This window comes from Xanthomonas fragariae, from assembly GCF_900183975.1.
Taxonomy (GTDB): Bacteria; Pseudomonadota; Gammaproteobacteria; order Xanthomonadales; family Xanthomonadaceae; genus Xanthomonas; species Xanthomonas fragariae.
Map to the genome: position 1 here is coordinate 1,158,207 of NZ_LT853882.1, position 26,310 is coordinate 1,184,516.

Sequence of the window (26,310 nt, forward strand, 5' to 3'; positions counted from 1 at the left end):
CGCATGCGTCCCATCTGCTGCGACGCACCGCAGTTATCCTTGCGTCATGAAAACGAGGTGGCAGTGATGAGTCGGCGCGGTGGCAGTGCGGATCTTCCGTTACATGGCGGGCGCGTTCCGCAGTGGTTGGGCGAGCGGATGACGCGGCTGGGCGCAGTGATGTGCGAGGCGATCGTGCACAGCTACGGGCGCGATGAATTGTTGCGGCGGCTTGCGCATCCGTTCTGGTTCCAGTCGTTCGGCGCGGTAATGGGCATGGATTGGCATTCGTCCGGCATCACCACCAGCGTGATTGGCGCGCTCAAGCGTGGGTTGACGCCATTGTCTGGTGAACTCGGCATCCATGTCTGTGGCGGACGCGGCAGGCATTCGCGCGCCACGCCTGCCGAATTGTTGGCAGTGGGCGATGCCGTGGGGCTCGATGGCGCGGCGCTGGCGCAGGCCAGTCGCCTGGTCGCTAAAGTGGACAGTGCCGCAGTGCAGGACGGTTTCGATCTGTATCTGCATGGCTTCATCGTCAGCGACGACGGCCGCTGGGTAGTGGTGCAGCAAGGCATGCATGGGCAGCGCAAGCAGGCGCGTCGTTATCACTGGCTCTCCGAAGGCTTGAGCAGTTTCGTCGATGCACCGCATGCGGCCATCGATGGTGCGCATCAGGGCAATATCGTCAATCTTGCCGACCATCGCGCGACCTCGCCGGATCGGCTGGCACGCGAATGGCAGCGCATCACCGATATGGCGACACCTGCATCGCCAGCTATCGTGCAAGGCCCGGTCACCGGCGATCTGTTTACCGGCCACGCCTGTGACCCGACGCAGCAACCGCATCTGTCCATGCCCGACCATCACGATGTGCGCAGCGACAACGTGATCCCCGGCGGCTGCATGCCAGCCTGGCTGCCGCAGCCGAAGTGGGCCCCGCCGATTTCACCGCGTTGCTGCAGGTGCCAGGCGTGGGCGCACGCACGCTGCGCTCGCTGGCGATGGTGGCCGAGGTAATGCATGGCACGCCATGCCGTTTCAGCGACCCTGCGCGATTCTCGCTTGCGCATGGCGGCAAGGACCGTCACCCATTCCCGGTGCCGACGCGCGTGCTCGACCACACCATCGGCGTGCTCAAGCAGGCGATGCAACAGGCCAGGCTGGGCAATGACGAACGCCTGCAGGCGATTGCGCGGCTGGATGCACAGGCGCGCCGACTCGAAGCCACCGCGCAAGGTCCCACGGTGGACTACTACATCGCGCAGGAACGTCGCGATTCGCATCGTTATGGCGGGCGCAGCGTGTTCGGCTGGGAGCAGGCGCCAGACAGTGCGCAACCTGCACCGCCGATGCGCGCGCGTGCAGGCCAACGGTGAGCACACGTGAACGCAATATTGCCAAGGTCGCGATCGACGGGCGCTGTTTTACCTATGTATTCCCGTGCCAGTGGGAGGACCATTGCAAGATCGGTTTCTCGCGCGATCCGTTGGGGCGCATCAGCAGCCTGCATCCGCGCTGGTTCGCTTTCTTCGATCTGCAACGTGGGTTATTAATGGAGGCCGAACGCGAGCGCGACGCGCGCGATCTGGAATTGCAACTGCGCCGCCCCTTGCTTGCGCACAACGCACCGGCGCCACTGGCGATCCGTGCGATAGCGGGCGGACATACCGAGTGGTTTCGTGGCGTGAGTGAAGCGCTGGAACATGCGGTGGCCCGATTGCAGGCGCAGGGGTATCGCGTGTTCGTATTGGGTGATTGGCTACAGGCGGCGATGGCGCAGCGGATTGATCGGTTGTACGACTGGGCGGCAGTGCAGTTGAATCCGGACGAACTGGATGGCCTGACCGGCCCGACACCGGCGCAACGTACCCTGCGCGATGTGCTCGATGGCTATCAGGCGTTGGACCTGCCGCTGCATGCGCATCTCCCCGAGCACATCTGTGCGTGGTACTACCGTAGCGCCTGAGTGATGTTGCCAAGGCGTTGACGTGTGCCGGATCAGCATCGCTGCCGGTCTTGAGGAGACACCACATGCAGTTCTCACAGTTGACATTGACCGACGCGTTCAATGTGCTGTTTTCTGTCGATGCGCAGAGAGAACCATTGCTGGCGGATGCACCGTAGCGCGATCGGCCGGCGGTGCGCACCTGCCAAGTGGATGCGATGGTGTGATCAGCTGCTGCACAAGCGCAATACGTAATAAGAGTGGCGAACAAAACGACTGCGCTCACCGCCAGGCGGGTGCGGCCGGTGCTCAGAATCGGCATGTACCACGTGCACTTTGCGGTTGCTCCGCGCCGTCCGCATCCACCTGGCGACTGATTGCTACGTTTTTTTGGCCACTCTAAGAGCGTCTAACAAAACCCCTTGAATCTTGTCTCGCCGGTGGCAAAATTGCGGACATGACACGTCGCAAAGAGATCCCCATTGCGCTGTGGAAGCGCATCGAGCCGCTGATTCCGCAAGTGAAGCGTTCGCCCAAAGGTGGACGGCCGCGTATCAGTGATCAGCAAGCCCTCAACGGCATCGTCTATGTCCTGCGCACGGGCGTGCCGTGGGAAGACCTGCCTATGGAGCTGGGCTACGGCAGCGGCATGACCTGCTGGCGCCGGTAGCGTGATTGGCAGGCCGCCGGTGTGTGGCATCGTCTGCATCAGGTGTTGCTGGCCGAGCGACGTCGCGCTCAGACGCTGGACCTGAGCCGAGCTGGTCTGGACGCCGCTAGCGTAGCCTCCCCCCGGGGGGCCCATATACCGGGCCGAACCCGACCGATCGCGGCAAACGCGGCAGCAAACGGCATCTGATCGTCGATCGCAACGGCATCCCCTTGGCGGTGTGCGTCACCGGCGCCAATCGGCACGACTCGGTCGTGTTCGAGGAGTTGATCGACGCCTTGCCGCCAATTGGTGGCAAACCAGGGCGCCCGCGACGTTGGCCAGACAAATTGCACGCCGACAAGGCTTACGACATCGACCGCTGTCGCGCCTTCCTCAAGCAGCGCGGCATCATTGCGCGGATCGCACGCAAGGGGATCGCGCGCAACGACCGGTTGGGCCGCCATCGCTGGGTCGTCGAGCGCACCCATGTCTGGTTCGCAGGCATGGGCAAACTGCGCATCCGCTTTGAACGCCGCATCGATCTCCACTTGGCGTTGCTCTCGCTTGCTTGCTCCATCATCTGCTTACGGCTTCTTCCTGGGTTTTGTTAGCCGCTCTAAGTGCGTGACGACAGAGACACGACGTCGCAACAAGGGGGCGCGGCGCGCACTGCTCATTGACACCTCGCTTGCTACATCAAGGTTGTCACGCATGTATCGAGAAACCCCCATGCCAGAAGTCAAGACGCGCCGCGCTGCCGCCAAGGAAAAGCGCGAAGGAACTTCGGCCAGTACCCAAGCCGGCGAATACGTGAAGGAAGAAATCGAGCAGGTGCGCAAGGGCGCGCACGGGGTCAAGAATACCAAGCAGGCGATCGCGATCGGCTTGTCCAAGGCGCGCCGCGATGGCGTGGATGCCGCTCCATCCAACTACGCATCCAAAGCCACCAAGAAAAAAATGACGCAAGATAGCGCAGCGGCCAAGTCCAACACCCCGCCCTCGCCGACACGCTCGGCAGGCGCCAGGAAAGCCTTGAAGACCGCCAGCAAAAACACGACCGCCAAGAAGACGGTCGGCAAACACGCCTTGTCCACTCAGGCCAAGAGCGCTGCAAAAAAGCGCTCTGCCGGCGACCGCTCGACGGCGGCGAAGAAAGCGGTTGAAACAAAGGGAACTGCAGTGCCCAAGGCCGCTGCCAAGAAGGCGGCGGCGACGAGCAAGCGTGCTGCGAGTAAAGCAACGTCTACTGACTGAGGACGTTATCAAAAAAATTCGCTGCGCAGTCGCCAAGCGCGCGTACGAGTTGCTTTGCATGTCCAGGCTTGCGGTTAACTCCACCAAATCGGTTGGGGGATCGCCGTAAAAAATGCTGTTGCGGACAGGCTAGTGCCGAATCCAGCAAGGCTTCATCGCACACGCCCGCTGCGCCGCCGTGTTCGCTCAATTGACGCTCGTGGATAGCCAATGCAAGCCCATGCGTGATCCACATGACCATGCGCGTGTTCATTTGTCCAGCTTGTTCAGCACCTGACGATCTTCGCGCATCGCCTGCTCGGCCACATCCATCTGCGCAGCCAGGGTCGGGTCGAATGCGGTCAGCTTGATGTCGTCGGGCGCTGTCGCAAGTTGGGTTCCGCCTGAAGCGGCTCAGCAAACCAGTCTCGCCTGCTGCGATTGGTTGGTGTACAAATGTACACCTTGTCCGATCCGGCTGCTGTGCTTCCATGCAACCCCTGTCTCCTAAACGCGCCGCAGTGCTGGCGTTCTTGCAAGAACAAGCCCAGGCGGGTGTGTCGCCCAGTTTGGCCGAGATCGCGCAAGCCTTTGGGTTTGCCTCGCGCAATGCTGCGCAGAAGCACGTGCAGGCGCTGGCCGAGGGCGGGTTGATCGAGTTGCTGCCGAACCAGAAGCGTGGCATCCGCGTGCCAGGCGGGGCCGGGCGCGAGGCGGTACTGGCCTTGCCGGTGCTGGGCCGGGTGGCAGCCGGTGTCCCGATCGGTGCGGATATCGGCCTGGACCGGCAACTATGGCTAGACCGCGCGCTGTTCTCGCTGCGTCCGGATTATCTGCTGCAGGTGCAAGGCGATTCGATGATCGACGATGGCATTCTGGACGGCGATCTGGTCGGCGTGCACCGCAGCAACGATGCGCGCGATGGTCAGATCGTGGTGGCGCGGGTGGATGGCGAGATCACCATCAAGCGTTTGGAGCGCGGGGCCGAGCGTATCCGGCTGCTGCCGCGCAATCGCGCGCATGCGCCGATTGTGGTGGCGGCCGATGCCGATTTCGCGATCGAAGGGCTGTATTGCGGTCTGATCCGGCAGGGCTGAGATGAGCCAGGAGCCGGCGCGCATCAGACAGGGCGGCAACGCGGCAGTGGCCTTGCCGCTGGAGCTGGATGCCTTGCTGGCTGCGCGCACGGTGTGGCGCGCAGGTCGTGGCACCGCTACCGCCAATGGTGGCGAATCCACCGGGCATGCCGAGCTGGACGCGGTATTGCCCGATGCTGGTTGGCCGCGGCGTGCGCTCACCGAATTGCTGCTGCCCACACACGGCGTGGGCGAGATCGCGTTGTTGTTGCCCACGCTGGCACGCATGACCGGCGCCAGCAGTCGAGTGGTGTTGGTGGCACCGCCGTTCATTCCTTACGCGCCGGCATGGCAGGCGGGCGGGGTGGTGCTGGAGCATCTGGAAGTAGTGCAGGCCGAGCCGCGCGAGGCGTTGTGGGCGTTCGAACAATGCCTGCGCAGCGGTGCGTGCGCCGCGGTGCTGGGCTGGCCGCAGACCGGCGATATGCGCGCGTTGCGACGTCTGCAGGTCGCTGCCGACAGCGGCAACTGCTGCGCGTTCGCGCTGCGCGATCGTCGGCATGCGGTCAATGCATCGCCGGCCGCCCTGCGGCTGGAATTTTTACCTGAGCGCGATGCTTGGCAGGTGCGTAAGTGCCGCGGTGGGCAAGTCCCGTCGCAGCCGTTGCGACTGGCGCATTGAGGCGCACGCATGCTGTGGGCCTGCATTTTGCTGCCGCAGCTGGCGCTGGACGCCGTCCTTCGGCGTCTGGAAGAGCCGCAGGCGCCGCTGGTATTGGTGGAAGGGCCAGCGCAGCTGCGCCGCCTGCATTCGGTCAATGCCGCTGTCGCCGCTGCGGGGTTGAAGGCCGGCATGCGGCTGTCGGCGGCGCACGCAATGATGACGCAAGTGCGCACCATCGATTACGACGCACAGCATGAGGCGCGCACGCAACGTTTTCTCGCGGCATGGGCATATCGGCACAGTTCATTGGTGAGCCAGCAATGGTCGCGCGCTATCGTGCTGGAGGCCGGTGCCAGCTTCCGCTTGTTCGGCCCATGGCCACGTTTCGAGCGTCGTCTGCGCGATGAGCTGCAGGCGTTGGGCTTCCAGCACCGGCTTGCACTTGCCCCCACGCCGCGCGCCGCACGTGTGCTGGCCGGCTTGCGCGATGGCATGGTGGTGACGGAATTGCCGGCATTGCACAACACGCTCGACAAGGTGCCGGTACGCCGCGCTGCCTTGCCCGACGATGCTGGCGAACGCTTGCAACACATGGGTGTGCGCACGCTCGCTGCGGTGCGGGCGTTGCCGCGCGATGGACTGCGCCGGCGCTTCGGCGCGGGCTTGCTCGATCATCTGGATCGCCTCTACGGCCAGGCCGACGACCCCTTGGATTGCTACGCACCCGCGGATCATTTCGATCACCGTGTAGAGCTGGGTTACGAGGTGGAAACGCATCCGGCGTTGTTGTTTCCGCTGCGTCGCTTGATCGGCGATCTGTGCACGTATCTGTCCATTCGCGATGGCGGCGTGCAGCGCTTTTTGCTGCGCCTGGAACACGAAGAAGGCGCCACCGATGTCGAGATCGGCTTGCTGACACCGGAGCGTGCACCGACAGTATTGTTCGAGCTTGCGCGCAACCGGCTGGAGCGGGTGGAGATCCCACGGCCGGTGGTGGCGGTGGGTGTGTTGGCGCGGCAACTGCCGGCGTTCGTGCCGGCGATGCGCGATCTGTTCGATCAACGCGCGCAGCAATCGGTGGACTGGTTGCAACTGCGCGAGCGCTTGCGTGCGCGTCTTGGCGATGAGGCGGTCTATCGCGTGCTTCCAGCCGACGACCCGCGCCCGGAACGCGCCTGGCGTTGCGCTATCGGCGATGCAGTACGCGAAGCCGTTGCGCCCCCGCGCCCACCGCGTCCGACCTGGTTGCTGCCGCATCCGGTGCCCCTGCATGATGCGCAGCTGCGCATCATCTCCGGCCCGGAACGGCTGGAAAGCGGCTGGTGGGACGAGGGCGAAGTACGGCGTGATTACTACGTCGTGGAGACCGCACGTGGCCGACGCGGCTGGGCATTCGCCGCACCAGGCCGTGTGGATGGCTGGATGTTGCATGGATGGTTCGCGTGATTGCCGGCCTGGCTGGCGGCAATCGCACCACGCTCAATGGAGGCATCCATGAGCCGGGATGACACCATCGACGGTGTAGACCGCGACACTCCTGGCGGGCGCATGCCGCGCGCCTGGAATGTCGCTGCACGTTTGCGTGCGGCCAATGACGACATCACACATGCGGCAGTCGCTGATGATCTGCCTGCGTATGCCGAGCTGCATTGCTTGTCGGACTTCTCGTTTCTGCGCGGCGCCTCCAGTGCCGAGCACTTGTTCGCGCGCGCGCAGCACTGCGGCTACAGCGCCTTGGCGATCACTGACGAATGCTCGCTGGCCGGCATCGTGCGCGCTCTGGAAGCGGCGCGTGTCACCGGCGTGCGCTTGATCGTTGGCAGCGAATTCACCCTGGTCGATGGCACCCGCTTTGTACTGCTGGTGGAAAATGCGCACGGTTATCCGCAGTTGTGCGCACTGATTACCACTGCGCGGCGTGCGGTAAGCAAGGGCGCGTATCGGCTGGGGCGTGCCGAGGTGGAGGCGCAGTTGCGTGGTGTCGCACCTGGCGTATTTGCAGTGTGGCTGCCCGGCACACACCCGCAGGCCGAGCAGGGTGTCTGGTTGCAACAGGTATTTGCAGGGCGTGCGTTTCTGGCGGTGGAACTGCATCGCGAACAGGACGATGCTGCGCGCTTACACGCCTTGCAGATGCTGGCGCAGCAACTTGGCATGACCGCACTGGCCAGTGGCGATGTGCATATGGCACAGCGACGCGAACGCATCGTGCAAGACACCTTGACCGCCATCCGCCACACCTTGCCGCTGGCCGAGTGCGGCGCGCACCTGTTCCGCAACGGCGAGCGTCATCTGCGCACGCGGCGTGCATTGGGCAACATCTATCCAGATGCGCTGTTGCAGGCCACGGTGGAGTTGGCGCAGCGCTGTACCTTCGACATTTCAAAGCTCCAATACACCTATCCCAGAGAGCTGGTGCCGCATGGTCATACGCCGGCCAGCTATCTGCGCCAGCTGACCGAGGAGGGAATGCGTGAGCACTGGCCCGATGGTGTGTCTGCCAAGGTGCGTGACGACATCGAAAAAGAATTGGTGCTGATCGCCAAGAAAAACTACGAGGCATTCTTCCTGACCGTGCAGGACGTGGTGCGCTTCGCACGCTCGCAGCACATCCTGTGTCAGGGGCGGGGGTCGTCGGCCAATTCGGCGGTGTGTTATGCGTTGGGCATCACCGCGGTCAATCCCGATGAAACCCGTTTGCTGATGGCGCGCTTTCTCTCCGAAAAGCGCGATGAGCCGCCGGATATCGATGTCGACTTCGAGCACGAGCGGCGCGAGGAGGTGCTGCAATACATCTATACCAAGTACGGGCGCGAGCGTGCCGCATTGGCCGCCACCGTTATCTGCTATCGCGGCAAGAGCGCAGTGCGCGACGTGGCCAAGGCTTTCGGTCTGCCGCCTGACCAGATCGCGCTGCTGGCCAATTGCTACGGCTGGGGCAATGGCCAAACGCCGATGCAACAGCGTATCGAAGAAACTGGCTTCGATTTGGCCAATCCGCTGATCAACAAGATTCTCGTTGTGACCGAGCACCTGCGCGATCACCCGCGCCATCTGTCGCAGCATGTCGGTGGGTTCGTCATCTCCGACGAACCGCTGTCGATGCTGGTGCCGGTGGAAAACGCGGCGATGGCCGACCGCACCATCATCCAATGGGACAAGGACGATCTGGAAACCATGAAACTGCTCAAGGTCGATTGCCTGGCACTGGGCATGCTGACCTGCATCCGCAAGACGCTGGATCTGGTGCGCGGCCACCGTGGACGCGACTACAGCATCGCCACGCTGCCGGGCGAGGATGCGCCTACCTACAAGATGATCCAGCGCGCCGACACCGTCGGCGTGTTCCAGGTCGAATCGCGTGCGCAGATGGCGATGCTGCCGCGCCTCAAACCCGCAGTGTTCTACGACCTGGTCATCGAAGTGGCGATCGTGCGCCCCGGCCCGATCCAGGGCGATATGGTGCATCCATATCTGCGTCGCAGGCAGGGCCGCGAAGCGGTGAGCTATCCATCGCCGGAAGTGGAGGACATTCTCAAACCGACGCTTGGTGTGCCGCTGTTCCAGGAACAAGTGATGGAGTTACTGATGCACGCGGCCGATTACACCGAAAGCGAGGCCGACACCCTGCGCCGCTCGATGGCGGCCTGGCGTCGCGGTGGCGACATGGAGCAACACCGCGCGCGGGTGCGTGAGCGCATGCAGGGCAGAGGCTACGCCTCTACTTTCATCGAGCAGATCTTCGAGCAGATCAAAGGCTTCGGCTCCTACGGATTTCCGCAAAGCCATGCCGCCTCGTTTGCCAAGCTGGTGTACGCCAGTTGCTGGCTCAAACGCCACGAGCCGGCGGCGTTCGCCTGCGGGCTGCTCAATGCGCAACCGATGGGCTTCTATTCGGCCAGCCAGATCGTGCAGGACGCACGCCGTGGCAGTCCCGAGCGCGCGCGCGTGGAGGTCTTGCCGGTTGATGTGCTGCATAGCGCGTGGGACAACACGCTGGTCGGTGGCCGTCCGTGGCGTAGCGATGCCGACCCGGGCGAGCAACCGGCGATCCGTCTGGGCATGCGCCAGATCGCTGGATTATCGGAAGGGGCGGCCAAGCGCGTTGTCGCCGCACGCACGCAACTGGCCTTCGTCGATATCGGCGATCTGTGCCTGCGCGCGGCGCTCGACGAAAAGGCGCGCCTCGCCTTGGCCGAAGCCGGCGCCTTGCAGAGCATGGCGGGCAACCGCAACGCTGCGCGTTGGGCAATGGCCGGCGTGGAAGCGCGTCGGCCACTGTTACCGGGCAGCCCGGAAGAGCGCCCGGTGGACTTCCAGGCGCCGCGCGCGGGTGAAGAAATCCTGGCCGATTACCGCTCGGTCGGTCTGAGCCTGCGCCAGCATCCGATGGCACTGCTGCGCCCGCAGATGCGCCAGCGACGCATCCTGGGCCTGCGCGACCTGCAAGGGCGCAGCCACGGCAGCGGCGTGCATGTCGCTGGCCTGGTCACCCAACGCCAGCGCCCGGCCACCGCTAAAGGCACCATCTTCGTCACCCTGGAAGACGAACACGGCATGATCAACGTCATCGTCTGGTCGCACCTGGCGCTGCGCCGTCGCCGCACATTGCTGGAATCGCGTCTGCTCGGGGTGCGCGGCCGCTGGGAACGCGTGGACGGCGTGGAGCACCTCATCGCCGGCGATCTGCACGATTTAAGCGATCTGCTCGGCGACATGCAGTTGCCCTCGCGCGACTTTCATTGAAGCATTGCGCGCCTCGGGTTCGCGATAGAGCTTTTAGAGTGGCTGACAAAACGTAGCGAGCAGTCGCCAGGTGGGTGCGGACGGCGCGGAGCAACCGCACTGTACGGGTGGTACATGCCGATTCCAAGCACCGGCCGCGTCCGCCTGGCGACTGCGCAGTGGTTTTGATAGCCGCTCTTAGAGCGGCTAACAAAACCCCTTGAATCTTGTCTCGCCGGTGGCAAAATTGCGGACATGACACGTCGCAAAGAGATCCCCATTGCGCTGTGGAAGCGCATCGAGCCGCTGATTCCGCAAGTGAAGCGTTCGCCCAAAGGTGGACGGCCGCGTATCAGTGATCAGCAAGCCCTCAACGGCATCGTCTATGTCCTGCGCACGGGCGTGCCGTGGGAAGACCTGCCTATGGAGCTGGGTACGGCAGCGGCATGACCTGCTGGCGCCGGTTGCGTGATTGGCAGGCCGCCGGTGTGTGGCATCGTCTGCATCAGGTGTTGCTGGCCGAGCGACGTCGCGCTCAGACGCTGGACCTGAGCCGAGCTGGTCTGGACGCCGCTAGCGTAGCCTCCCCCCGGGGGGCCCATATACCGGGCCGAACCCGACCGATCGCGGCAAACTCGGCAGCAAACGGCATCTGATCGTCGATCGCAACGGCATCCCCTTGGCGGTGTGCGTCACCGGCGCCAATCGGCACGACTCGGTCGTGTTCGAGGAGTTGATCGACGCCTTGCCGCCAATTGGTGGCAAACCAGGGCGCCTGCGACGTTGGCCAGACAAATTGCACGCCGACAAGGCTTACGACATCGACCGCTGTCGCGCCTTCCTCAAGCAGCGCGGCATCATTGCGCGGATCGCACGCAAGGGGATCGCGCGCAACGACCGGTTGGGCCGCCATCGCTGGGTCGTCGAGCGCACCCATGCCTGGTTCGCAGGCATGGGCAAACTGCGCATCCGCTTTGAACGCCGCATCGATCTCCACTTGGCGTTGCTCTCGCTTGCTTGCTCCATCATCTGCTTACGGCTTCTTCCTGGGTTTTGTTACCCGCTCTTAGTGCAGGAGCATCGGCAAACCATGCGGTGCAGACCGACGCAAAAGCCTGGGTGAATAGCAGCCGTGACGGGTTACCGTCATCCAACCGGTCTGTGCTACACCATGCAGGCCGCGCGGCCGCGCTGGTTTATCCCTTCACCCCCCCGAGGCGATCATGAAGTTGGAGGCGTTGTTCGACCAGTTGCATACCTTGCCCACGGTGCCCAAAGTGGCACAGGACCTGATTCGTCAGTTCGACGATCCGCAGACCACGATCGAGGTGCTGGCGCACACCATCGAGCGCGATCCGGTGATCGCCGCCAAGGTGTTGCGGCTGGCCAATTCGGCACGCTTCCATGGTCTGCGCGACTCCACCAGCGTGGAAGACGCGGCCACGCGGCTGGGCTTCAACACGCTGCGCACGCTGGTGCTGGCTTCGGCGATGAGCGGGGCGTTTCGCGCCGACCCGGGCTTCGATCTCAAGGCATTCTGGCGGCACAGTTTCGAAGTGGCCGGCATCTGCCGCTTGCTGGCGCGCCAGCACGGGTTCGATCCGGAAACCGCGTTTACTTGCGGCATGATGCACAACATCGGCGAGCTGCTGATCCAGTCGGGGGCGCCGGATTACGCCAGCCGCATCAATCAGGAAACCTCGTCGGCCGGCCACGCGGCTGAGGAAACCCTGCAACTGGGCTTTGGCTACCCGGAAGTAGGAGCCGAGCTGGTACGGCGCTGGCAGTTGCCTGCGGTGATCCAGGAAGCCATCGCCTATCAGGTCCGACCCGCCGCCGCGCCGGAAGGCGCGCTGATGCCGCTGCTGGTGGCTCAGGCGGTGCAAGTGTCTGATGCGCTGGACGTACACGGCGGAGCCACCCCGGCCGCACTGCAAGCGGTTCGTGGTCCATTGATGGACACGGTGGATCTGGATGCACTGTTTGCCGCGCTGCCGGAGGTGATCGAGGCCGACCGCGCGTTCGCCGAGTTGTTGCACTGATATCGATCAACAAGGGCTGTGCGGATGTGCCGCTGGGTCATTCCAGACGTCGCGGTTCGAACGCACAGTCCTTTGTACTCTGTGTGCAGGAGTAGAACGCATCCTGCGTCGGTGCTGGCGTTTTTTGATCGAGCTGCCAGCGCGAGGGGCGTTTGGGGACGACGATCAGGTTGCGCTGCTGATTTGGTGTGCTTCGGTCGAAGTAAGCCAGATCCACTTGCTTGTGGTTACGCACTTCATAGGTGCAATTGACCAGCGCACCCTCCGATTCGGATTCTGTTTTGGATTTGCCCGGCTGCTTGCCGTAGAACAATACCGAGGACAGCTTGATCGGTACACCCTGATCGGGCTGCTTCGTGCTGACCCAATCGCCTCTTCCATAAGCAACGCTTCCAGCAGGAAACTCGACATCGGCGACCGCTCGGTAGTGGGCTGCGTCGTAGTGGACCGCGGCAGGTTCCGGGCATTTTGCGCTTTGCGGAGACTGTTCTTGGCCGAATGCAGTGGATGGCTGCAGCGACAGCATCAGCATGCCGGAGAAAATAACGGTGCTTAGCGGATGTTTCACGGTGGAAGCCTTTCGGTAGCAGGTAGGTGTCAGGAAGGGGAGGGAGTCGTGCTGGTCATCGCGCCGCGCCGAAGCAACCGGGCCGGATCATGCTGCTGCCATCAACACCCAGCGTGGGCGCGATGATAGTGATCGCTGCGACATGGCGGTTTTTCAAGGCGAACCGATGTCGGCGCAGGCGTAATGTCGACGCAGGCGTATCCACGCCATAGGAGGGGCGCTGTGCAGGTCGCTGTCAGCATGGTTTTGGCGGCAGCAGGCCCGGGCACTCCCATCCGCCACAGCAGGCACACTGTCACGCCGCGCCGCAGCTGGACGGAACCCCGCGCAGGGGCTAGCGTGGCGCGGAGTTTTGCTACAGGGGAACCGCCCATGCGCCATGACGCGCAGCCGCGCCAGCTCACCTTCCGCGCCGTCGTGCTGGCCATCGTGCTGGCGGTGGTGCTGTCGGCCGCCAACGCCTATCTCGGCCTGTTTGCCGGCCTGACCATTGCCACCGCGATTCCGGCCGCCGTCGTGTCGATGGGCGTGCTGCGCCTGCTCGGCGGCGGCACCATTCTGGAAAACAACATCGTCCAGACCGGTGCCTCGGCGGGCTCGTCGATTGCCGCTGGGGTGATCTTCACCATCCCGGCGCTGGTGATCATGGGCTACTGGCCCGACTTCAAATACGGGTGGGTGCTCGGCATCGCGGGCATGGGTGGGTTGCTCGGCGTGCTGTTCTCGGTGCCGCTGCGGCGCTCGATGATCGTCGAAGACCCGCTGCCGTTCCCCGAAGGCAAGGCCGCGGCCGAAGTGCTCAAGGCCGGCGAAAACCCCGGCCCGGGTCTGAAGATCCTGGCCATCTCCGGTGCCATCGGGGCACTGGTCAAACTCGCCGCCGCCAGCGGCTTGCGGGTGATTCCCGATACCTGGGCGCAGGCCACCTACCTCGGCAGCAGCCGTCTTGTGGGTTACTTCGGCACCAACCTGTCGCCAGCGTTGCTGGGCGTGGGCTACATCGTTGGCTTGAATGTCGGCATCGTGGTGCTGTCCGGTTCGATTTTGTCCTGGCACATCGCCATCCCGTTGTATCAGCAGTTCTTCATGGGCTCGGACCCGGCATTGGCGCAGAGCCTGGTCGGTGCGTCGGCGGCCGATGCGGCGTTCGGCATCTGGGGCGCGAAGATTCGCTACCTCGGCGTCGGTGCGATGCTGATCGGCGGTGTGTGGACCTTGTTCTCGCTGCGCAAGTCGCTGTTTTCGGGCGTCAGGAGCGGCTTTGCCGTCGCACGCAAGAGCGGTGGCGGGTTGGTCGCCGAGACCGAGCGCGACCTGCCGATGAAATGGATGCTGGTGGCGTTGGTGTTGTGCACCTTGCCGCTGCTGGGCCTGTATCAGGCCATCGTGCAGCAGTGGCACGTGTCGATCCCGATGACCGTCATCATGATCGTGGCCGGCTTTTTGTTCGTGTCGGTGTCTGGCTACTTGGCTGGGCTGATCGGCTCGTCCAACAACCCGGTGTCGGGCATCACCATCTCCACCATTCTGTTCGCTTCGGCAGTGCTGGTGCTGCTGCTCGGCAAGCGCGGTCTGGCGCCGGTGGGCATCGGGGCTGCGCCATTGGGTGCGGTGGCGGCGATCATGATCGGTGCGGTGGTGTGCTGCGCGGCAGCGGTGGGCGGGGACAATCTGCAGGATCTCAAGGCCGGCTATCTGGTCGGTGCCACGCCATGGAAGCAGCAGCTGATGCTAGGCATCGGCGCATTTTCCTGCGCGTTGATCATGGCGCCGGTGCTGAACCTGCTGGCCCAGGCCTATGGCATCGGCCCGGCCACCCCGCAGCATCCCAACGCCCTGGGCGCACCGCAGGCTACCTTGATGGCCTCGGTCGCCAAGGGTCTGTTCGGCGGGCAGCTGCCGTGGTCGATGATTGCCATCGGTGCCGGCGTGGGCGCAGCGATCATCGCGTTTGATGAATGGCTGAAGAAAACCGGCAAGCGCTTCCGCGTGCCAGTGCTGGCCGCCGCGATCGGCATCTATCTGCCGCTGGAACTGATGGTGCCGATCTTTATCGGTGGCCTGATCGCGCATCTGGTGGAGCGCTTCCACACGATCCGCGCCGACGATGAAGACGGCCGCGACCGCGTGCATCGCCCCGGCGTGCTGTTCGCTGCCGGCCTGATCACTGGCGAGGCGCTGATGGGCATCGCCATTGCCGTGCCGATCGTGCTGTCCAGCCGCGCCGATGTGCTGGCGTTGCCGGCCAGCCTGCAGCTCGGTCAATGGTTCGGCCTGGCGATTCTCGCCCTGGTCGGCTGGCTGCTGTATCGGGTCGGCAAGCGCGGGGAACCGGCCGTCTGAGTCTGATGTGTGGATGGCGAATGCGTATTGCACGCGTCGATGGGCACGCAGCGTTGTCTGCGCCATCGCACCAGCCACGCATCGCGGTATGCGTGGCTTTATCTGGAAGGTGACGTTTGCACGACTGCAAATGGTTCGACTTGGTCTCAAGGCCGCACGCTGCAAGAGTGCGCTCTTGGTTTCTCTTGATCCGGTCGATCGTCGGCAAGCAAAGAGCCTCGCCGATCGGCTGAAATGCTACGTGAGTGCGCAGCGTCTTCAAGCGCGTTCTTCCGCTCACACACACTGCACACCGCTCCTGAATCGGTCAGCCGCACATTCCGTACGGATGCGGCTTGCATGACTTCATGCCTTTGCACCTGCGCTGCAGCAACGCCTACCATCGATGCTTTACCGTTGCGGGAAATCTTGATGAAGCTGCGTTACGCCGTGCTGCCCCTGTGTCTGTTGGTCGCCTTGCCAAGCCTTGCCGCCGCGCGTGGTTTCGATGTGCGCGACATGGTGGCGTTGGACCGCGTGTTCTCGCCCACGCTCAGCCCCGATGGCAACGTACTTGTGTTCGCCAAGCGGCAGGCCAACGCCGGCAAGGGCAAGCCGGCCACCGGCCTGTGGATGCGCAACCTGCGCACCGGCGATCCATTGCCGCCCAAGCGGCTCACTCCCGAAGGCTGGAACGTCAACAGCCCGGCGCTGTCACCGGATGGCAAGACGGTGTACTTCCTCAGCAGCAAATCCGGCACGCAACAGCTGTACGCGCAGCCGCTGGCCGGCGGCACCCCACAGCAGCTCACTGCGTTTTCAGTGGACGTGGACAGCTACAAACTTTCGCCCGATGGCAAGCGCATCGCCTTCAGTGCCGGCGTGTTCCAGGACTGCGGATCGGATCTGGGCTGCACCAAGAAAAAGCTCGCCAGCGTCAAGGACGCCAAGGCCAGCGGTGTGGTTTACGACCAGCTGTTCGTGCGGCATTGGGACACCTGGAACGATGGCCGCCGCAACACCTTGTTCGTCGCCGAACTGCCTGCCGCTGGTGCGAAGGCGGTGGTCGGTGCCTCGGCGATCAGCGCCACGCTGGCCGGCGATGCGCCATCCAAGCCGTCAGGTGGCAATGACGATTACACCTGGTCGCCGGATGGCGGCAGCGTGGTGGCCAGCGTGCGCGTGCCGCAGCCTTACGGCACCAAGGCAGGCAAAACTGCAACTGCTGGCGGCAAACCCACCGGCAACGACGAGTCGTGGCAGACCAACTTCGATCTGTATCGCCTGGATGCCGGCGGCAAGTCCGCACCGGTCAATCTCACCGCATCCAACCCGGCCTGGGATGCCGGCCCGGTGTTCAGCACCGACGGCAAGACGTTGTACTACCGCGCAATGAAGCGCCCCGGTTTCGAAGCCGACCGCTTCGGCCTGATGGCGATGGACGTGGCCAGCGGCAAGGCCCGCGAGATCGCGCCCAAGTGGGACCGTTCGGCCGGCGAAATCGTGTTGAGCGACGATGGCGCCAGCATCTATACCAGCGCCGAGGACCTGGGCGAGCACCCGCTGTTCAAGATCGACCTCGCCAGCGGTGAGGCGACCAAGCTGGTGGGCGAGGGCAGCGTGCATGCGCCGGCGCTGGCCGGCACCACGCTGGCGTTTACGCGTAGTTCGCTCAAGAGCGGCGACCAGATCTTTGTCAGCGATGTGCAAGGCCAAAGTTTGCGGGCGATGACGCAAAGCGCAGGTGAGTTGCTGCCGGATGTGCAATTCGGCGATTACGAACAGTTCCAGTTCAAGGGCTGGAATAACGACACCGTGCACGGCTATGTGGTCAAGCCGTACAACTACCAGGAAGGCAAGACCTATCCGGTGGCGTTCCTCATCCACGGCGGCCCGCAGGACAGCTTTGGCAATGGCTGGAGCAATCGCTGGAATCCGCAGACCTACGCCGGGCAGGGCTACGCGGTGGTGATGATCGACTTCCACGGTTCCACCGGCTACGGCCAGCAATTCACCGACGCGATCAGCCAGCATTGGGGCGACCGCCCGCTGGAAGATCTGCAAAAAGGGTGGGCCGCTGCGCAGAAGCAGTACGGCTTCCTCAACGGCGACAAGGCCTGTGCGCTGGGCGCCAGCTACGGCGGCTACATGGTCTATTGGATGGCCGGGACGTGGCTTGATAAAGATGGGAACCATCCATGGAAGTGCCTGGTCGATCACGACGGCGTGTTCGACAACCGCACCATGGGTTATGCCACCGAGGAACTGTGGTTCAGCGAATGGGAAAATGGCGGCACCCCGTGGCAGAACCCGGCTGGCTACGAGAAGTTCAACCCGGTGTTGCACGTGGACAAGTGGAAAGTACCGATGCTGGTGATCCACAGCCAACAGGATTTCCGCATTCCGGTCGAGCAGGGGTTGGCCGCATTTACCGCGCTGCAGCGCAAGGGCATCGCGTCCAAGTTCCTGTATTTCCCGGACGAGAACCATTGGGTGCTCAAGCCGGACAACAGCGTGCTGTGGCACGACACCGTCAATAGCTGGTTAAAGCAGCATATCGGCCAGTGATGTTGCGATTAGCACGCCGCTTGGGGGGCGTGCTAATTGGTGCAGTGATGGTGTGGCCTCAATTTGTAGGGGTGTAGGGAGACCTGGAAAATTGCAGCGTATAAATTGCAGCGTAGAAGTCGTGACGTGTGCTTACGTTGTGCAGCCTGGATGCAGGCCGCACCGGCCACAGCGAGGATGCGCTATGCCAAGCGCAAGCATCCACGTTTTAAGGGCACCTCAAATAACCAAATCCTGACCGCGGCGAGGGACACATCATGCTTACCCGGCCTTCAAAAGATCAGCAATCGGAGGTATTCGTCGACGTTCGTAGCTTGCTCATGCCACGGATGCAGCACTTTGCCCGCTTGCGGTATTCATGCCGGTCGCATTCCAGCCTGCTGCAATCGCGCCAGACGCAGCAGGTGATGACCGGTAACCTTCAACCCGATTACCACCGTTGCACGTGCCAGGCCGAGCGTGCGTAGACACTTGCCACCTTGTTGGGTCAACCGTGCGAACGCGTGCTCGACAAATACCCGATTCTTGGCGATGCGATGATTGCGCCGCTGCTGCGCTCTTGAGCACCGTGCACCGCTGGCGATTGGTGCTTGAAAGTGGTTTTTCAAGGAAGACTAAGGGCGGCTAACAAAACGACTGCGCAGTCGCCAGGCGGGCGTGGCTGGTGTTTGATGCGGCATCTGCCATTCGCACAGATTGCACAGAACGATGACTATGCGTTGTCCGCAACCATCTAATGACCGCTCGCCAAGTATTGGCAGCTGCTCCAGGTGGTTTGCAAGCAGCACAGCTTCAGATGTCAGACATGGTGTGTTGCCCGGTTCGCCAAGCTCGTTGTCTTGCACGTCTTACCGCTGGCAACTACTGCACCACACGGTTGCGCGTTGTCCGATCGTGGCGTGCTTCAGCATGCGCCCGCACTGCTTGCAAGGTTCACCTTCGCGTCCATATACCGTGAGCTCCTGCTCGAAATAGCCAGGGGCACCGTCGGGACTGATGAAATCCCGCAACGTGGTTCCACCACGCTCAATCGCATATCCCAGAATGTCTTTCACCGCCGTAGCCAAGCGCCGATAGCGATCCAGCGACACCTTGCCAGCCTCTCGCAACGGGCTGACTCCCGCGCGATGCAGGCTCTCGGCAGCATAAATATTACCAACGCCTACAACAACAGATTGGTCCATCAGAAAGATTTTCACTGCCGCACGGCGACCACGCGCCAGCGCGTGCAGATAATCGCCAGTAAATGAATCAGATAATGGTTCTGGACCAAGGGCGGCAAGCAAATCATGGGTTTTGGTATCGGATTGCCACAACAGACAACCGAAGCGGCGTGGGTCGTTGAAACGCAACACACGCCCATTCTGCAGGCTGATATCCACGTGATCGTGCGCACGCGGCAACGTGTCGCCAGACAACACACGCAGGCTTCCGGACATCCCGAGGTGTAGCAACGCACTGCCTCCGGCATCTGTATCAATTAATAAGTACTTGGCGCGACGGCGCAGATTGGTGATGGTCGCGCCAGGAAGCAGTCGCTCGATTTGCTCAGGAATCGGCCAGCGCAGGTCTGGCCGCCGCAAGATGACGCCATGGATGCGTTGCCCGAGCAGATGCGGCGACAAGCCACGTAAGGTGGTTTCGACTTCGGGAAGTTCAGGCATTCACGTATCCAATCAGCCAACCCGACATGTACGGGACTCGATCAATATGGTGGCCAAACACGATAAATCCACATCCGCGCATCAGTTGCGTGGAGAATTACGACTTCGGTAGCCTACAGTAGTGGTCTCTGTTTTGATCAATTTTAGACGACCATTGCAATAACTAGTCGTCCCTGAAAAACTCCTTTCAAGCACCAAGCACCAAGCACCAAGCACCAAGCACCAAGCACCAAGCACCAAGCACCAAGCACCAAGCACCAAGCACCAAGCACCAAAAGCACCAAGCACCAATCGCCAGCGATGATCGGTGATCGGCGCTCAAGGATGCCCATCCCATCGCCCGGATCCAGGCGCGCAAAAACGCGATCCAGCGCATCAGCCAACGCAGGTTGTAGCCGGCGGCGCAAACCAAGCACTTGCAGCGCATGGCCTTGGGTGCTTTTGCGCCTGCAACGACGCAGCCGGCAGTCTTCCGGCGTTGCCCGGAACTGCGCGCTCCCACGATCGAGCACTTGCAGGCGCTCACCGCAATCCCGACCTTGACGCCGAATGCGTACGGCTGACGCGCTTTGCCCTTGCCGATGCAGTCCACTCCTGGCGCATGCAATGCGTCGAGTTTTCGCTTGTCTTTGGGAGGTTGCGCATGCACCTGTTGTGCGCGCTGCAACCACACAGCGATGCGCTCGCGCACGTCGGTGTCTACCTGATCGAGTTTGCGTTGGACCCGTCCCAGCACGGTGCGTTGACGTCGCAGGATGCGCCGCATCCGCTTGAACTGGCGTGCATGGGCATAGCGCCCGGCCTTACGATTCAACGCCGGGCCTTGGCGTGCGTCGCTCTGTCGCAGAGCAAAGCCACGGCGCTTGGCCAGCAGCACCAGCTTCTTGCGTGCCACTTCAAGCAAGCAATTTTCGGTTGGATACGCGATTGCCTTTTCTGGAAAACGACGTCGCCAATACGGATTTTCCAGCCACCGTTCGCAGACTGCTTCATCTGACAGGTCGTAGGCATGCTTGAGGTATCGCAAATGTCCGGACTAATTCAGCCCAATCGGGGCAACGACACGGCGAGCAGTGTGCTGGTCGCGCTTAAATCAAGGCATGCCGTCGAACGACAGCACCATGCCTGGCTTGAGAACTGTGCGCTTATCCAGGCCATTGTTGGCGAGCAGCGTCGTCACGGTGACGCCGTAGCGACGTGCAATGGTCCAGGCGGACTCGCCGTTGCGAACGGTGTGGGTCCGTGCCTGAGACGTCGAAGCCTTGGAGGTTGCCGTTGCAACGACCGTCGGGGCGGCATCGTTGGTGTCGATAATCCTGCCCAGATCAGCCGATGCGACAACGGCGTTGGCTGATCCTGGCTGCGCTTGTGCGATCGGAGCGAGCACATGCACACCACGCGGCGCGGCGCGCACGCCGGCCAGGGCGGGATTCAGCCGGGCAAGCATTTGCGGCTCGATCGCGCGTTCTCCGGCCCAGGCATTGAGGCTGGTCCCAGCCGGCAGGGCGTGTTTGGTGAGTACCGGGACTGGGCGATCCAGCGAGGTCAGCAGATTGCCCTGTTGTTGCGCGTGATCGAGCACGCACGCCAGCGCATGCAGCTTTTCCACATACTCGTAGGTGACCTTGGACATGCCAGGCAGTTCGGACGGGCGGGCGTTCTGCGCGTTCATGCCGGCGGTGCGCATCGCTTGCAGTACACGGTACTCGCCAGCGTTGTAGGCCATCAGCGCCATGCGCCAGTCGCCGCCGAACATGCCGTACAGCGTTTTGAGATAACGCACGGCCGCGGTGGTGGAATCCACGGCCGACAGGCGGCCATCGTATTGCGCGCCGACCGGTACATGGTGGTTGCGTGCGGTAGTCGCGATGAACTGCCACAGGCCGGCAGGGCCGCCACCGTTGCGGGCGCCTGGGCGGTAGCCGCTTTCGACAAACGGAATTAGCGCAAATTCGGTCGGCATGTCGGCTGCGCGCAGCTCATCCACCACATAGCCGAACAGCGGCAAGACATCCTGCGCACCATCAGCCAAGCGAGCCGGGGCACGCGAGAAATCGTGTTCCCAGCGGGTGTCGTTGTGCTCGCTGTCGCAGCCAGGATCGGCGCGTCCATCCAGAAACAACGAGAAAATGTCCCGTCCGTTGCGCACGCCGGGTGCGGTGGTCGGTGTCGTGGAGCTGTCCGCGGCTTCGGGGCACCTTGGGTCGTTCGACGATGCGGCTGCCGGTGCAATGATCGCGCACGCGGCCAGCACTGCCAGAAGCAGGCGCCTCATGCGCGAAATTCGTCTTTCCAGCGCCGAAGTTCGGCAAAAACATCTACTTCTAAAGAAAGTGCGCCAGCTGCGCGCGGTGCGACTGCAGCGCGTATTGCGGGGCTGGTGGTGCGTAAAAACGGATTGGTGGCCAGCTCACTCTTCAGCGAAATCGGCAGGGTAGGACGGGCTGCATGACGCATGGCCTGGGCTTCCTGTTGACGGCGCTGCAAGGCAGCGTTGGTGGGATCGACGTGCAGTGCAAAGGCCGCATTGGCCAACGTGTATTCGTGGCCGCAACACACACGCATTTGGCCAGGCAAAGAGGCCAGGCGCTGCAGCGATTCGAACATCTGAGCAGCTGTACCTTCGAGCATCCGCCCACAGCCTAAGCTGAACAGGGTATCACCGCTGAACAGATGGCCGTCGGTGACGAACGCGATATGACTGCGGGTGTGGCCGGGAACTTCCAGCACCTCGAACCTGTTGCCAAGCAAACTCAAGTGTTCGCCCTGGCCAACCTGATGGGCTTCTGCGGGAATGCGCTCGTCGGCAGGGCCGAACATTGCAAGGCCTGGCCATCGTTGCTGTAATGCCGCTACGCCGCCGATGTGGTCGGCATGGTGGTGGGTCAGCAGTACTGCGCTGGGAATGAGTCCTTCTCGCTTCGCAGCGGCGAAGACTGGCTCGGCCTGACCAGGGTCGACGATGACCGCGCGGCCATCCGCAGCGACCAGCGCCCAGATGTAGTTGTCTTCGAATGCGGGCAGGGCGGTCAGTCGCATAGAATTGGGACCATGCATGCCATGTCATTCTCCCGTCAAGCTGGCGTCTCATCTTGGTTTGAAACCGGTGCAGGACGCAGCTTGCTCCAGCTGGAGCGCCGATTGGCGCTGGAGGCGCTGCAAACACGTCCATCGCAACCTTGGTTGTGGCTGACGCCGACCACCGAACTGCCCCCGCGCGAGGCGCTGCAGGGGCGCGGTCTGCGGCTGTATCGCAGTGCCGGGCGCTTTGCCGGCGATGCGCGTTGCGCCATTCCGTTTCCGTTGCCGACCGAAAGCCTGCAGGCAATCGTGGTGCAGCATGCTGTGATTGCCGGTGCGGCCGAATTTCTGGCCGAATGCGAGCGGCTGCTGATGCCGGGTGGTCGCCTGTGGTTGTTTACGCTCAATCCGCTGAGCCCGTACCGCTTTCGCTGGGCGCGGCGCGGGCCGGTCGCCTTGCGCCCGGATCGCTGGCGGTCGTTGGCGCAGCGCGCCGGTCTGCAAAGCGTGGAGACGGAGCGTTACCTGGGGCCGATCTGGCGCACCGGGCGCGGCTCCACCGACCCTGACAGCGCACCCTGGCGCGCGGTGTACTTACTTGAAGTGGAAAAGCGCACCGCCGCCGCGATCGGTCCAGCACCGATCGCCCTACCGTCGCGCTGGCCGCAACCGGTGGCCACGATCTGACCTGCCCACTTGCAACAATGGAAGCTGATGAAATCAATTGAAGTGCATACCGATGGCTCCTGCCTTGGCAATCCCGGGCCGGGCGGTTGGGCGGCCTTGTTGCGTTACAACGGCCGCGAGAAGGAACTGGCCGGCGGCGAGCCCAATTCCACCAATAACCGCATGGAGTTGATGGCGGCGATCATGGCGCTGGAAACGCTGACCGAGCCGTGCCAGATCGTGCTGCACACCGACTCGCAATACGTGCGCCAAGGCATCACCGAGTGGATGTCCGGCTGGGTGCGGCGCAACTGGAAAACCGCTGGCGGCGACCCGGTCAAGAACCGCGAGCTGTGGGAGCGGCTGCATGCGGCCACGCAACGTCACAGCATCGATTGGCGGTGGGTGAAGGGCCACAACGGCGACCCGGACAACGAGCGCGTCGACGTGCTTGCCCGTAACCAAGCCATCGCCCAGCGCGGTGGCAGCGCAACAGCGTAAGCAAGAGGATTCATGCGTCAGATCATTCTCGATACCGAAACCACCGGCCTGGAATGGCGCAAGGGCAACCGCGTCGTCGAAATCGGTGCGGTGGAGCTGCTGGAGCGGCGCCCGAGCGGCAACAACTTCCACCGTTATTTGAAGCCCAATTGCGATTTCGAACCCGGCGCGCAGGAAGTGACCGGGTTGACCCTGGAATTCCTGGCCGACAAGCCCGTGTTTGCCGAGGTAGTCGACGAATTCCTGGCGTACATCGACGGCGCGGAGTTGATCATCCACAACGCCGCGTTCGACTTGGGCTTTCTGGACAACGAACTGGCGCTGATAGGCGATAACTACGGGCGCATTATCGAGCGCGCGACGGTGATCGATACCTTAATGATGGCGCGCGAGCGCTATCCAGGGCAGCGCAATTCGCTGGATGCCTTGTGCAAGCGCCTGGGCGTGGACAACTCGCATCGCCAGTTGCACGGCGCCTTGCTCGATGCGCAGATCCTGGCCGATGTGTATATCGCGCTGACCTCGGGGCAGGAAGAAATCGGCTTTGCCAGCGCCGATGCCGGCCAGAGCAACCAAGACGGCAGCAGCGTGATCACCTTCGATCCGTCGCTGTTGTTGCCGCGCCCGCCCGTGGTGGTGACCGCGTCGGAGTCGCAGGCGCATGAGGCGCGCCTGGCGCAGTTGCGCAAGAAGGCTGGGCGTGCGTTGTGGGACGAACCGGTCGAAGACGTCGCTGTCGCAGGGTAGGGCGGCTAGTGGAGGACGGCGCCGACATTGGAGAGTGGCTGCGAATGCTGGGAATTTGCATGTGCCGCACGCCACTTCGGTTGCTGCATGCCTCAAGCACTCAAGCACTCAAGCACTCAAGCACTCAAGCACTCAAGCACTCAAGCACTCAAGCACTCAAGCTCATGGCCCCACTGGCCACGTGCCGTCGCTTACGCTCTCAGCGTAGCGAGCAGAACATAGCGAACAGTCGTCATGTGGGTGTAGAAGGCGCATCGATGCCAGACTGGTCTACAGGTACATGCCGGTTTCGAGCATTGGCCGCGCACAACCAGCGCAGCGCGGTGGTTTCGCTCACCGCTCTAGTAACTGCGCACCAGGATCGCCGTAATGTTGTCCGAGCCGCCGCCATCCAACGCGGCGGCGACCAGACATTCGACACACTCCTGCGCACTGCAATCGGCCTGCGACAAGGTTGCCGCGATGGCCGCATCGTCCACTTCTTCGGTCAGGCCGTCGCTGCATAACAGCAGCTGCATACCGGATTTGAGTTCGCCCTGCATGGTGGCGACATTGAGATGAGCCGGATCGGTCACGCCCAGCGCCTGCGTCACCACATTGCGGTGCGGGTGCGCACGCGCCTGCTCGCTGGTGAGCGTGCCCTGGGCGATGAGTTCCTGTACATAACTATGGTCCTGGCTCAGCTGCGCCAGACGCCCGTCGCGCCACAGATAGGCGCGGCTGTCGCCGACCCAGGCCACTTCGAAGCGCTGGCCCAGTACGCGTGCAGCCACCACGGTGGTGCCCATCGGCAAGGTGTCGTTGCAGCGGCGCGAGGCCTTGATGATTTCTTCGTCGGCGATGCGCACCGCCTGGGCAAGTGGGGTGCCGGCGCGCACTTCGCGCACGATGGTTTCGCGGGCCAGGGCGCTGGCGACTTCGCCGCAGGCGTGCCCGCCCATGCCGTCGGCCACCAGCCACAGTCCCAGCTCGCTGTCGCCGTAGTACGTGTCCTCGTTGAGGTCACGGCGCAGGCCGACGTGGGTGAGGTGTCCGAATTCGAGCATGGGGCCGGGTCGCAAGGAGGAAGATTCGTCACCATCATCGCGGCCCGACCTGCCAGCGGCAACAGACCGCTGGCAGGTGTCGTAGTGCCGGTTCACGCCCGGCCGAACGCCCGCCGTGCCGACGCTGGCCCAGGCCGCTTGTGGCTTGGCGCGTGTACTCGTATGATGCTCGGCCCCAGTACACTGGGGACTATCTGGAGAGGTGGCAGAGCGGTTGAATGTACCTGACTCGAAATCAGGCAGGCGTTTATAGCGCCTCGGGGGTTCGAATCCCCCCCTCTCCGCCAGATTGCGGCGACGAGTTGTGCCACTGCCGCGTGAGTTTCGCCGGCAGCAACGTTGCCTGGTTCGCATCAGCCCCCGCAAGGGGGCTTTTGTTTATGTGTCGCAGTTAGTCGCTGCTGCGATGACTACAATCCGCTCGATATCCGTTGGAGGCCTGTCATGTCCGAGATCCTGGTGCCCGTGTCCTTTGGTGAGCTGCTCGACAAGATCGCGATCTTGCAGATCAAGTCCGAGCGCATTAGCGACCCGACCAAGCTGACCAACGTGCGCAACGAGTTGTCCGCGTTGGAAACCCGCTGGATGGCGCATCCGGCCGCCGGTCACGACATCGTCCGTCTGCGCGCCGAGCTCAAGGCAGTCAACGAGCGGCTGTGGGTGATCGAGGACGACATCCGCCTCAAGGAACAGGCGCAGATGTTCGACGATGCTTTCGTGCAGCTGGCGCGCAGTGTCTACATCGAAAACGACAAACGCGCGCGCATCAAGAAAGAGATCAACCTGGCGCTGGGTTCGTCGTATGTGGAAGAGAAGTCGTATCATGACTACCGCGCCAGAGGCGCCTGACAGCGGCGGGCGGGCTGATTGAGGCGCCGTCAGGCCAGC

18 protein-coding genes, 1 tRNA gene, 2 other RNA genes and 6 pseudogenes are annotated in these 26,310 nt (G+C 63.0%); 18 read left to right on the plus strand and 9 right to left on the minus strand.

Translation table 11 applies throughout. From position 1 onward, the window contains the following. Positions 1-66 precede the first annotated feature (66 nt). From PD885_RS05275 to PD885_RS05295, 5 genes and pseudogenes are all read left to right on the plus strand, one after another. A pseudogene (locus PD885_RS05275) lies at positions 67-1,358 on the plus strand (DUF763 domain-containing protein). Further along, entirely contained in the window at positions 1,355-1,948 is a 594-nt protein-coding gene (locus PD885_RS05280) for a GIY-YIG nuclease family protein (RefSeq protein ID WP_002814406.1), read from the plus strand. The pseudogene PD885_RS05275 and the gene PD885_RS05280 overlap by 4 nt, the downstream one beginning before the upstream one ends. A 299-nt stretch (positions 1,949-2,247) precedes the next feature. Then, positions 2,248-2,323, plus strand: a non-coding RNA gene (locus PD885_RS05285) — sX9 sRNA. Positions 2,324-2,384: 61 nt separating this feature from the next. Next, positions 2,385-3,190, plus strand: a pseudogene (locus PD885_RS05290) (IS5 family transposase). Positions 3,191-3,308: 118 nt separating this feature from the next. Continuing rightward, positions 3,309-3,833: a hypothetical protein gene (locus PD885_RS05295; protein ID WP_002814405.1), complete on the plus strand. Its 525-nt coding sequence runs from the start codon at positions 3,309-3,311 to the stop codon at positions 3,831-3,833. 63 nt (positions 3,834-3,896) lie between these two features. On the opposite strand, the pseudogene PD885_RS05300 reads toward PD885_RS05295, so the two are convergent. Together PD885_RS05300 and PD885_RS05305 are read right to left on the minus strand one after the other, a co-directional pair. Then, a pseudogene (locus PD885_RS05300) lies at positions 3,897-4,086 on the minus strand (type II toxin-antitoxin system death-on-curing family toxin); the annotation flags it as partial. Then, positions 4,083-4,193: pseudogene (locus tag PD885_RS05305) on the minus strand (AbrB/MazE/SpoVT family DNA-binding domain-containing protein); the annotation flags it as partial. The pseudogenes PD885_RS05300 and PD885_RS05305, both read right to left, overlap by 4 nt. A 110-nt stretch (positions 4,194-4,303) precedes the next feature. On the opposite strand from PD885_RS05305, the gene lexA reads away from it, so the two are divergent. The 4 genes from lexA to PD885_RS05325 are packed head-to-tail and all read left to right on the plus strand — an operon-like array spanning position 4,304 to position 10,298. After that, a complete protein-coding gene (gene lexA / locus PD885_RS05310) occupies positions 4,304-4,909 on the plus strand; it encodes a transcriptional repressor LexA (RefSeq protein ID WP_002814404.1) in 606 nt (201 codons plus the stop codon). Position 4,910: 1 nt separating this feature from the next. Then, positions 4,911-5,570: a translesion DNA synthesis-associated protein ImuA gene (imuA, locus tag PD885_RS05315; protein ID WP_002814400.1), complete on the plus strand. Its 660-nt coding sequence runs from the start codon at positions 4,911-4,913 to the stop codon at positions 5,568-5,570. Positions 5,571-5,579: 9 nt separating this feature from the next. Then, positions 5,580-6,998, plus strand: a complete 1,419-nt coding sequence (locus PD885_RS05320) for a Y-family DNA polymerase (RefSeq protein WP_002814398.1) — start codon at positions 5,580-5,582, stop codon at positions 6,996-6,998. Positions 6,999-7,046: 48 nt separating this feature from the next. Further along, entirely contained in the window at positions 7,047-10,298 is a 3,252-nt protein-coding gene (locus PD885_RS05325; RefSeq protein WP_002814396.1) for an error-prone DNA polymerase, read from the plus strand. A gap of 40 nt (positions 10,299-10,338) precedes the next feature. Here PD885_RS05325 and PD885_RS05330 read toward each other — a convergent pair. Then, positions 10,339-10,414: non-coding RNA, sX9 sRNA (locus tag PD885_RS05330), on the minus strand. A 118-nt stretch (positions 10,415-10,532) separates the two neighbouring features. On the opposite strand from PD885_RS05330, the pseudogene PD885_RS05335 reads away from it, so the two are divergent. Together PD885_RS05335 and PD885_RS05340 are read left to right on the plus strand one after the other, a co-directional pair. Continuing rightward, positions 10,533-11,400, plus strand: a pseudogene (locus PD885_RS05335) (IS5 family transposase). A 100-nt stretch (positions 11,401-11,500) separates the two neighbouring features. Then, the gene (locus PD885_RS05340) at positions 11,501-12,319 is read left to right on the plus strand and encodes an HDOD domain-containing protein (RefSeq protein ID WP_002814392.1); all 819 of its coding nucleotides are present in this window, start codon (positions 11,501-11,503) and stop codon (positions 12,317-12,319) included. A gap of 37 nt (positions 12,320-12,356) precedes the next feature. On the opposite strand, the gene PD885_RS05345 is transcribed toward PD885_RS05340, so the two are convergent. Then, positions 12,357-12,887 carry a DUF3757 domain-containing protein gene (locus PD885_RS05345; protein WP_231892674.1) on the minus strand — a complete coding sequence of 177 codons (531 nt, stop codon included), beginning with the start codon at positions 12,885-12,887 and terminating at the stop codon, positions 12,357-12,359. Positions 12,888-13,259: 372 nt separating this feature from the next. Between PD885_RS05345 and PD885_RS05350 the strand changes: the two genes are divergently transcribed. Together PD885_RS05350 and PD885_RS05355 are read left to right on the plus strand one after the other, a co-directional pair. Then, on the plus strand, positions 13,260-15,230 hold the full coding sequence (locus PD885_RS05350) for an OPT family oligopeptide transporter (RefSeq protein WP_002814383.1): 1,971 nt from the start codon (positions 13,260-13,262) through the stop codon (positions 15,228-15,230). 339 nt (positions 15,231-15,569) lie between these two features. Next, entirely contained in the window at positions 15,570-17,777 is a 2,208-nt protein-coding gene (locus PD885_RS05355) for a prolyl oligopeptidase family serine peptidase (RefSeq protein ID WP_386270795.1), read from the plus strand. Between the two features lie 848 nt (positions 17,778-18,625). Here the strand turns inward: PD885_RS05355 and mutM are convergent. The 4 genes and pseudogenes from mutM to gloB all read right to left on the minus strand — a co-directional run bounded on the left by mutM (position 18,626) and on the right by gloB (position 22,480). Then, the gene (gene mutM / locus PD885_RS05360) at positions 18,626-19,441 is read right to left on the minus strand and encodes a bifunctional DNA-formamidopyrimidine glycosylase/DNA-(apurinic or apyrimidinic site) lyase (protein WP_002814380.1); all 816 of its coding nucleotides are present in this window, start codon (positions 19,439-19,441) and stop codon (positions 18,626-18,628) included. 187 nt (positions 19,442-19,628) lie between these two features. Further along, positions 19,629-20,468, minus strand: a pseudogene (locus PD885_RS05370) (transposase family protein); the annotation flags it as partial. A gap of 66 nt (positions 20,469-20,534) precedes the next feature. Then, complete coding sequence (locus PD885_RS05375; RefSeq protein WP_002814378.1) at positions 20,535-21,716, minus strand: lytic transglycosylase domain-containing protein; 1,182 nt, start codon at positions 21,714-21,716, stop codon at positions 20,535-20,537. Further along, positions 21,713-22,480, minus strand: coding sequence for a hydroxyacylglutathione hydrolase (gloB, locus tag PD885_RS05380; protein WP_002814376.1), 768 nt, complete (start codon positions 22,478-22,480; stop codon positions 21,713-21,715). Before gloB ends, PD885_RS05375 begins: the two co-directional genes overlap by 4 nt. Positions 22,481-22,492: 12 nt before the next feature. On the opposite strand from gloB, the gene PD885_RS05385 reads away from it, so the two are divergent. The 3 genes from PD885_RS05385 to dnaQ are packed head-to-tail and all read left to right on the plus strand — an operon-like array spanning position 22,493 to position 24,376. After that, the gene (locus PD885_RS05385; protein ID WP_002814375.1) at positions 22,493-23,149 is read left to right on the plus strand and encodes a hypothetical protein; all 657 of its coding nucleotides are present in this window, start codon (positions 22,493-22,495) and stop codon (positions 23,147-23,149) included. Positions 23,150-23,176: 27 nt separating this feature from the next. Beyond that, a complete protein-coding gene (gene rnhA / locus PD885_RS05390) occupies positions 23,177-23,629 on the plus strand; it encodes a ribonuclease HI (protein ID WP_002814374.1) in 453 nt (150 codons plus the stop codon). Between the two features lie 12 nt (positions 23,630-23,641). Next, a complete protein-coding gene (gene dnaQ / locus PD885_RS05395; protein ID WP_002814373.1) occupies positions 23,642-24,376 on the plus strand; it encodes a DNA polymerase III subunit epsilon in 735 nt (244 codons plus the stop codon). A 341-nt stretch (positions 24,377-24,717) separates the two neighbouring features. Here dnaQ and PD885_RS05400 read toward each other — a convergent pair whose 3' ends face one another. Continuing rightward, positions 24,718-25,422, minus strand: coding sequence for a PP2C family protein-serine/threonine phosphatase (locus PD885_RS05400; protein ID WP_002814372.1), 705 nt, complete (start codon positions 25,420-25,422; stop codon positions 24,718-24,720). Positions 25,423-25,618: 196 nt separating this feature from the next. On the opposite strand from PD885_RS05400, the gene PD885_RS05405 reads away from it, so the two are divergent. Both PD885_RS05405 and PD885_RS05410 read left to right on the plus strand, forming a co-directional pair. Further along, positions 25,619-25,709 (plus strand) — tRNA-Ser (locus PD885_RS05405). A gap of 157 nt (positions 25,710-25,866) precedes the next feature. Next, positions 25,867-26,271, plus strand: coding sequence for a DUF6165 family protein (locus tag PD885_RS05410; RefSeq protein WP_002814371.1), 405 nt, complete (start codon positions 25,867-25,869; stop codon positions 26,269-26,271). Positions 26,272-26,310: the final 39 nt, after the last annotated feature.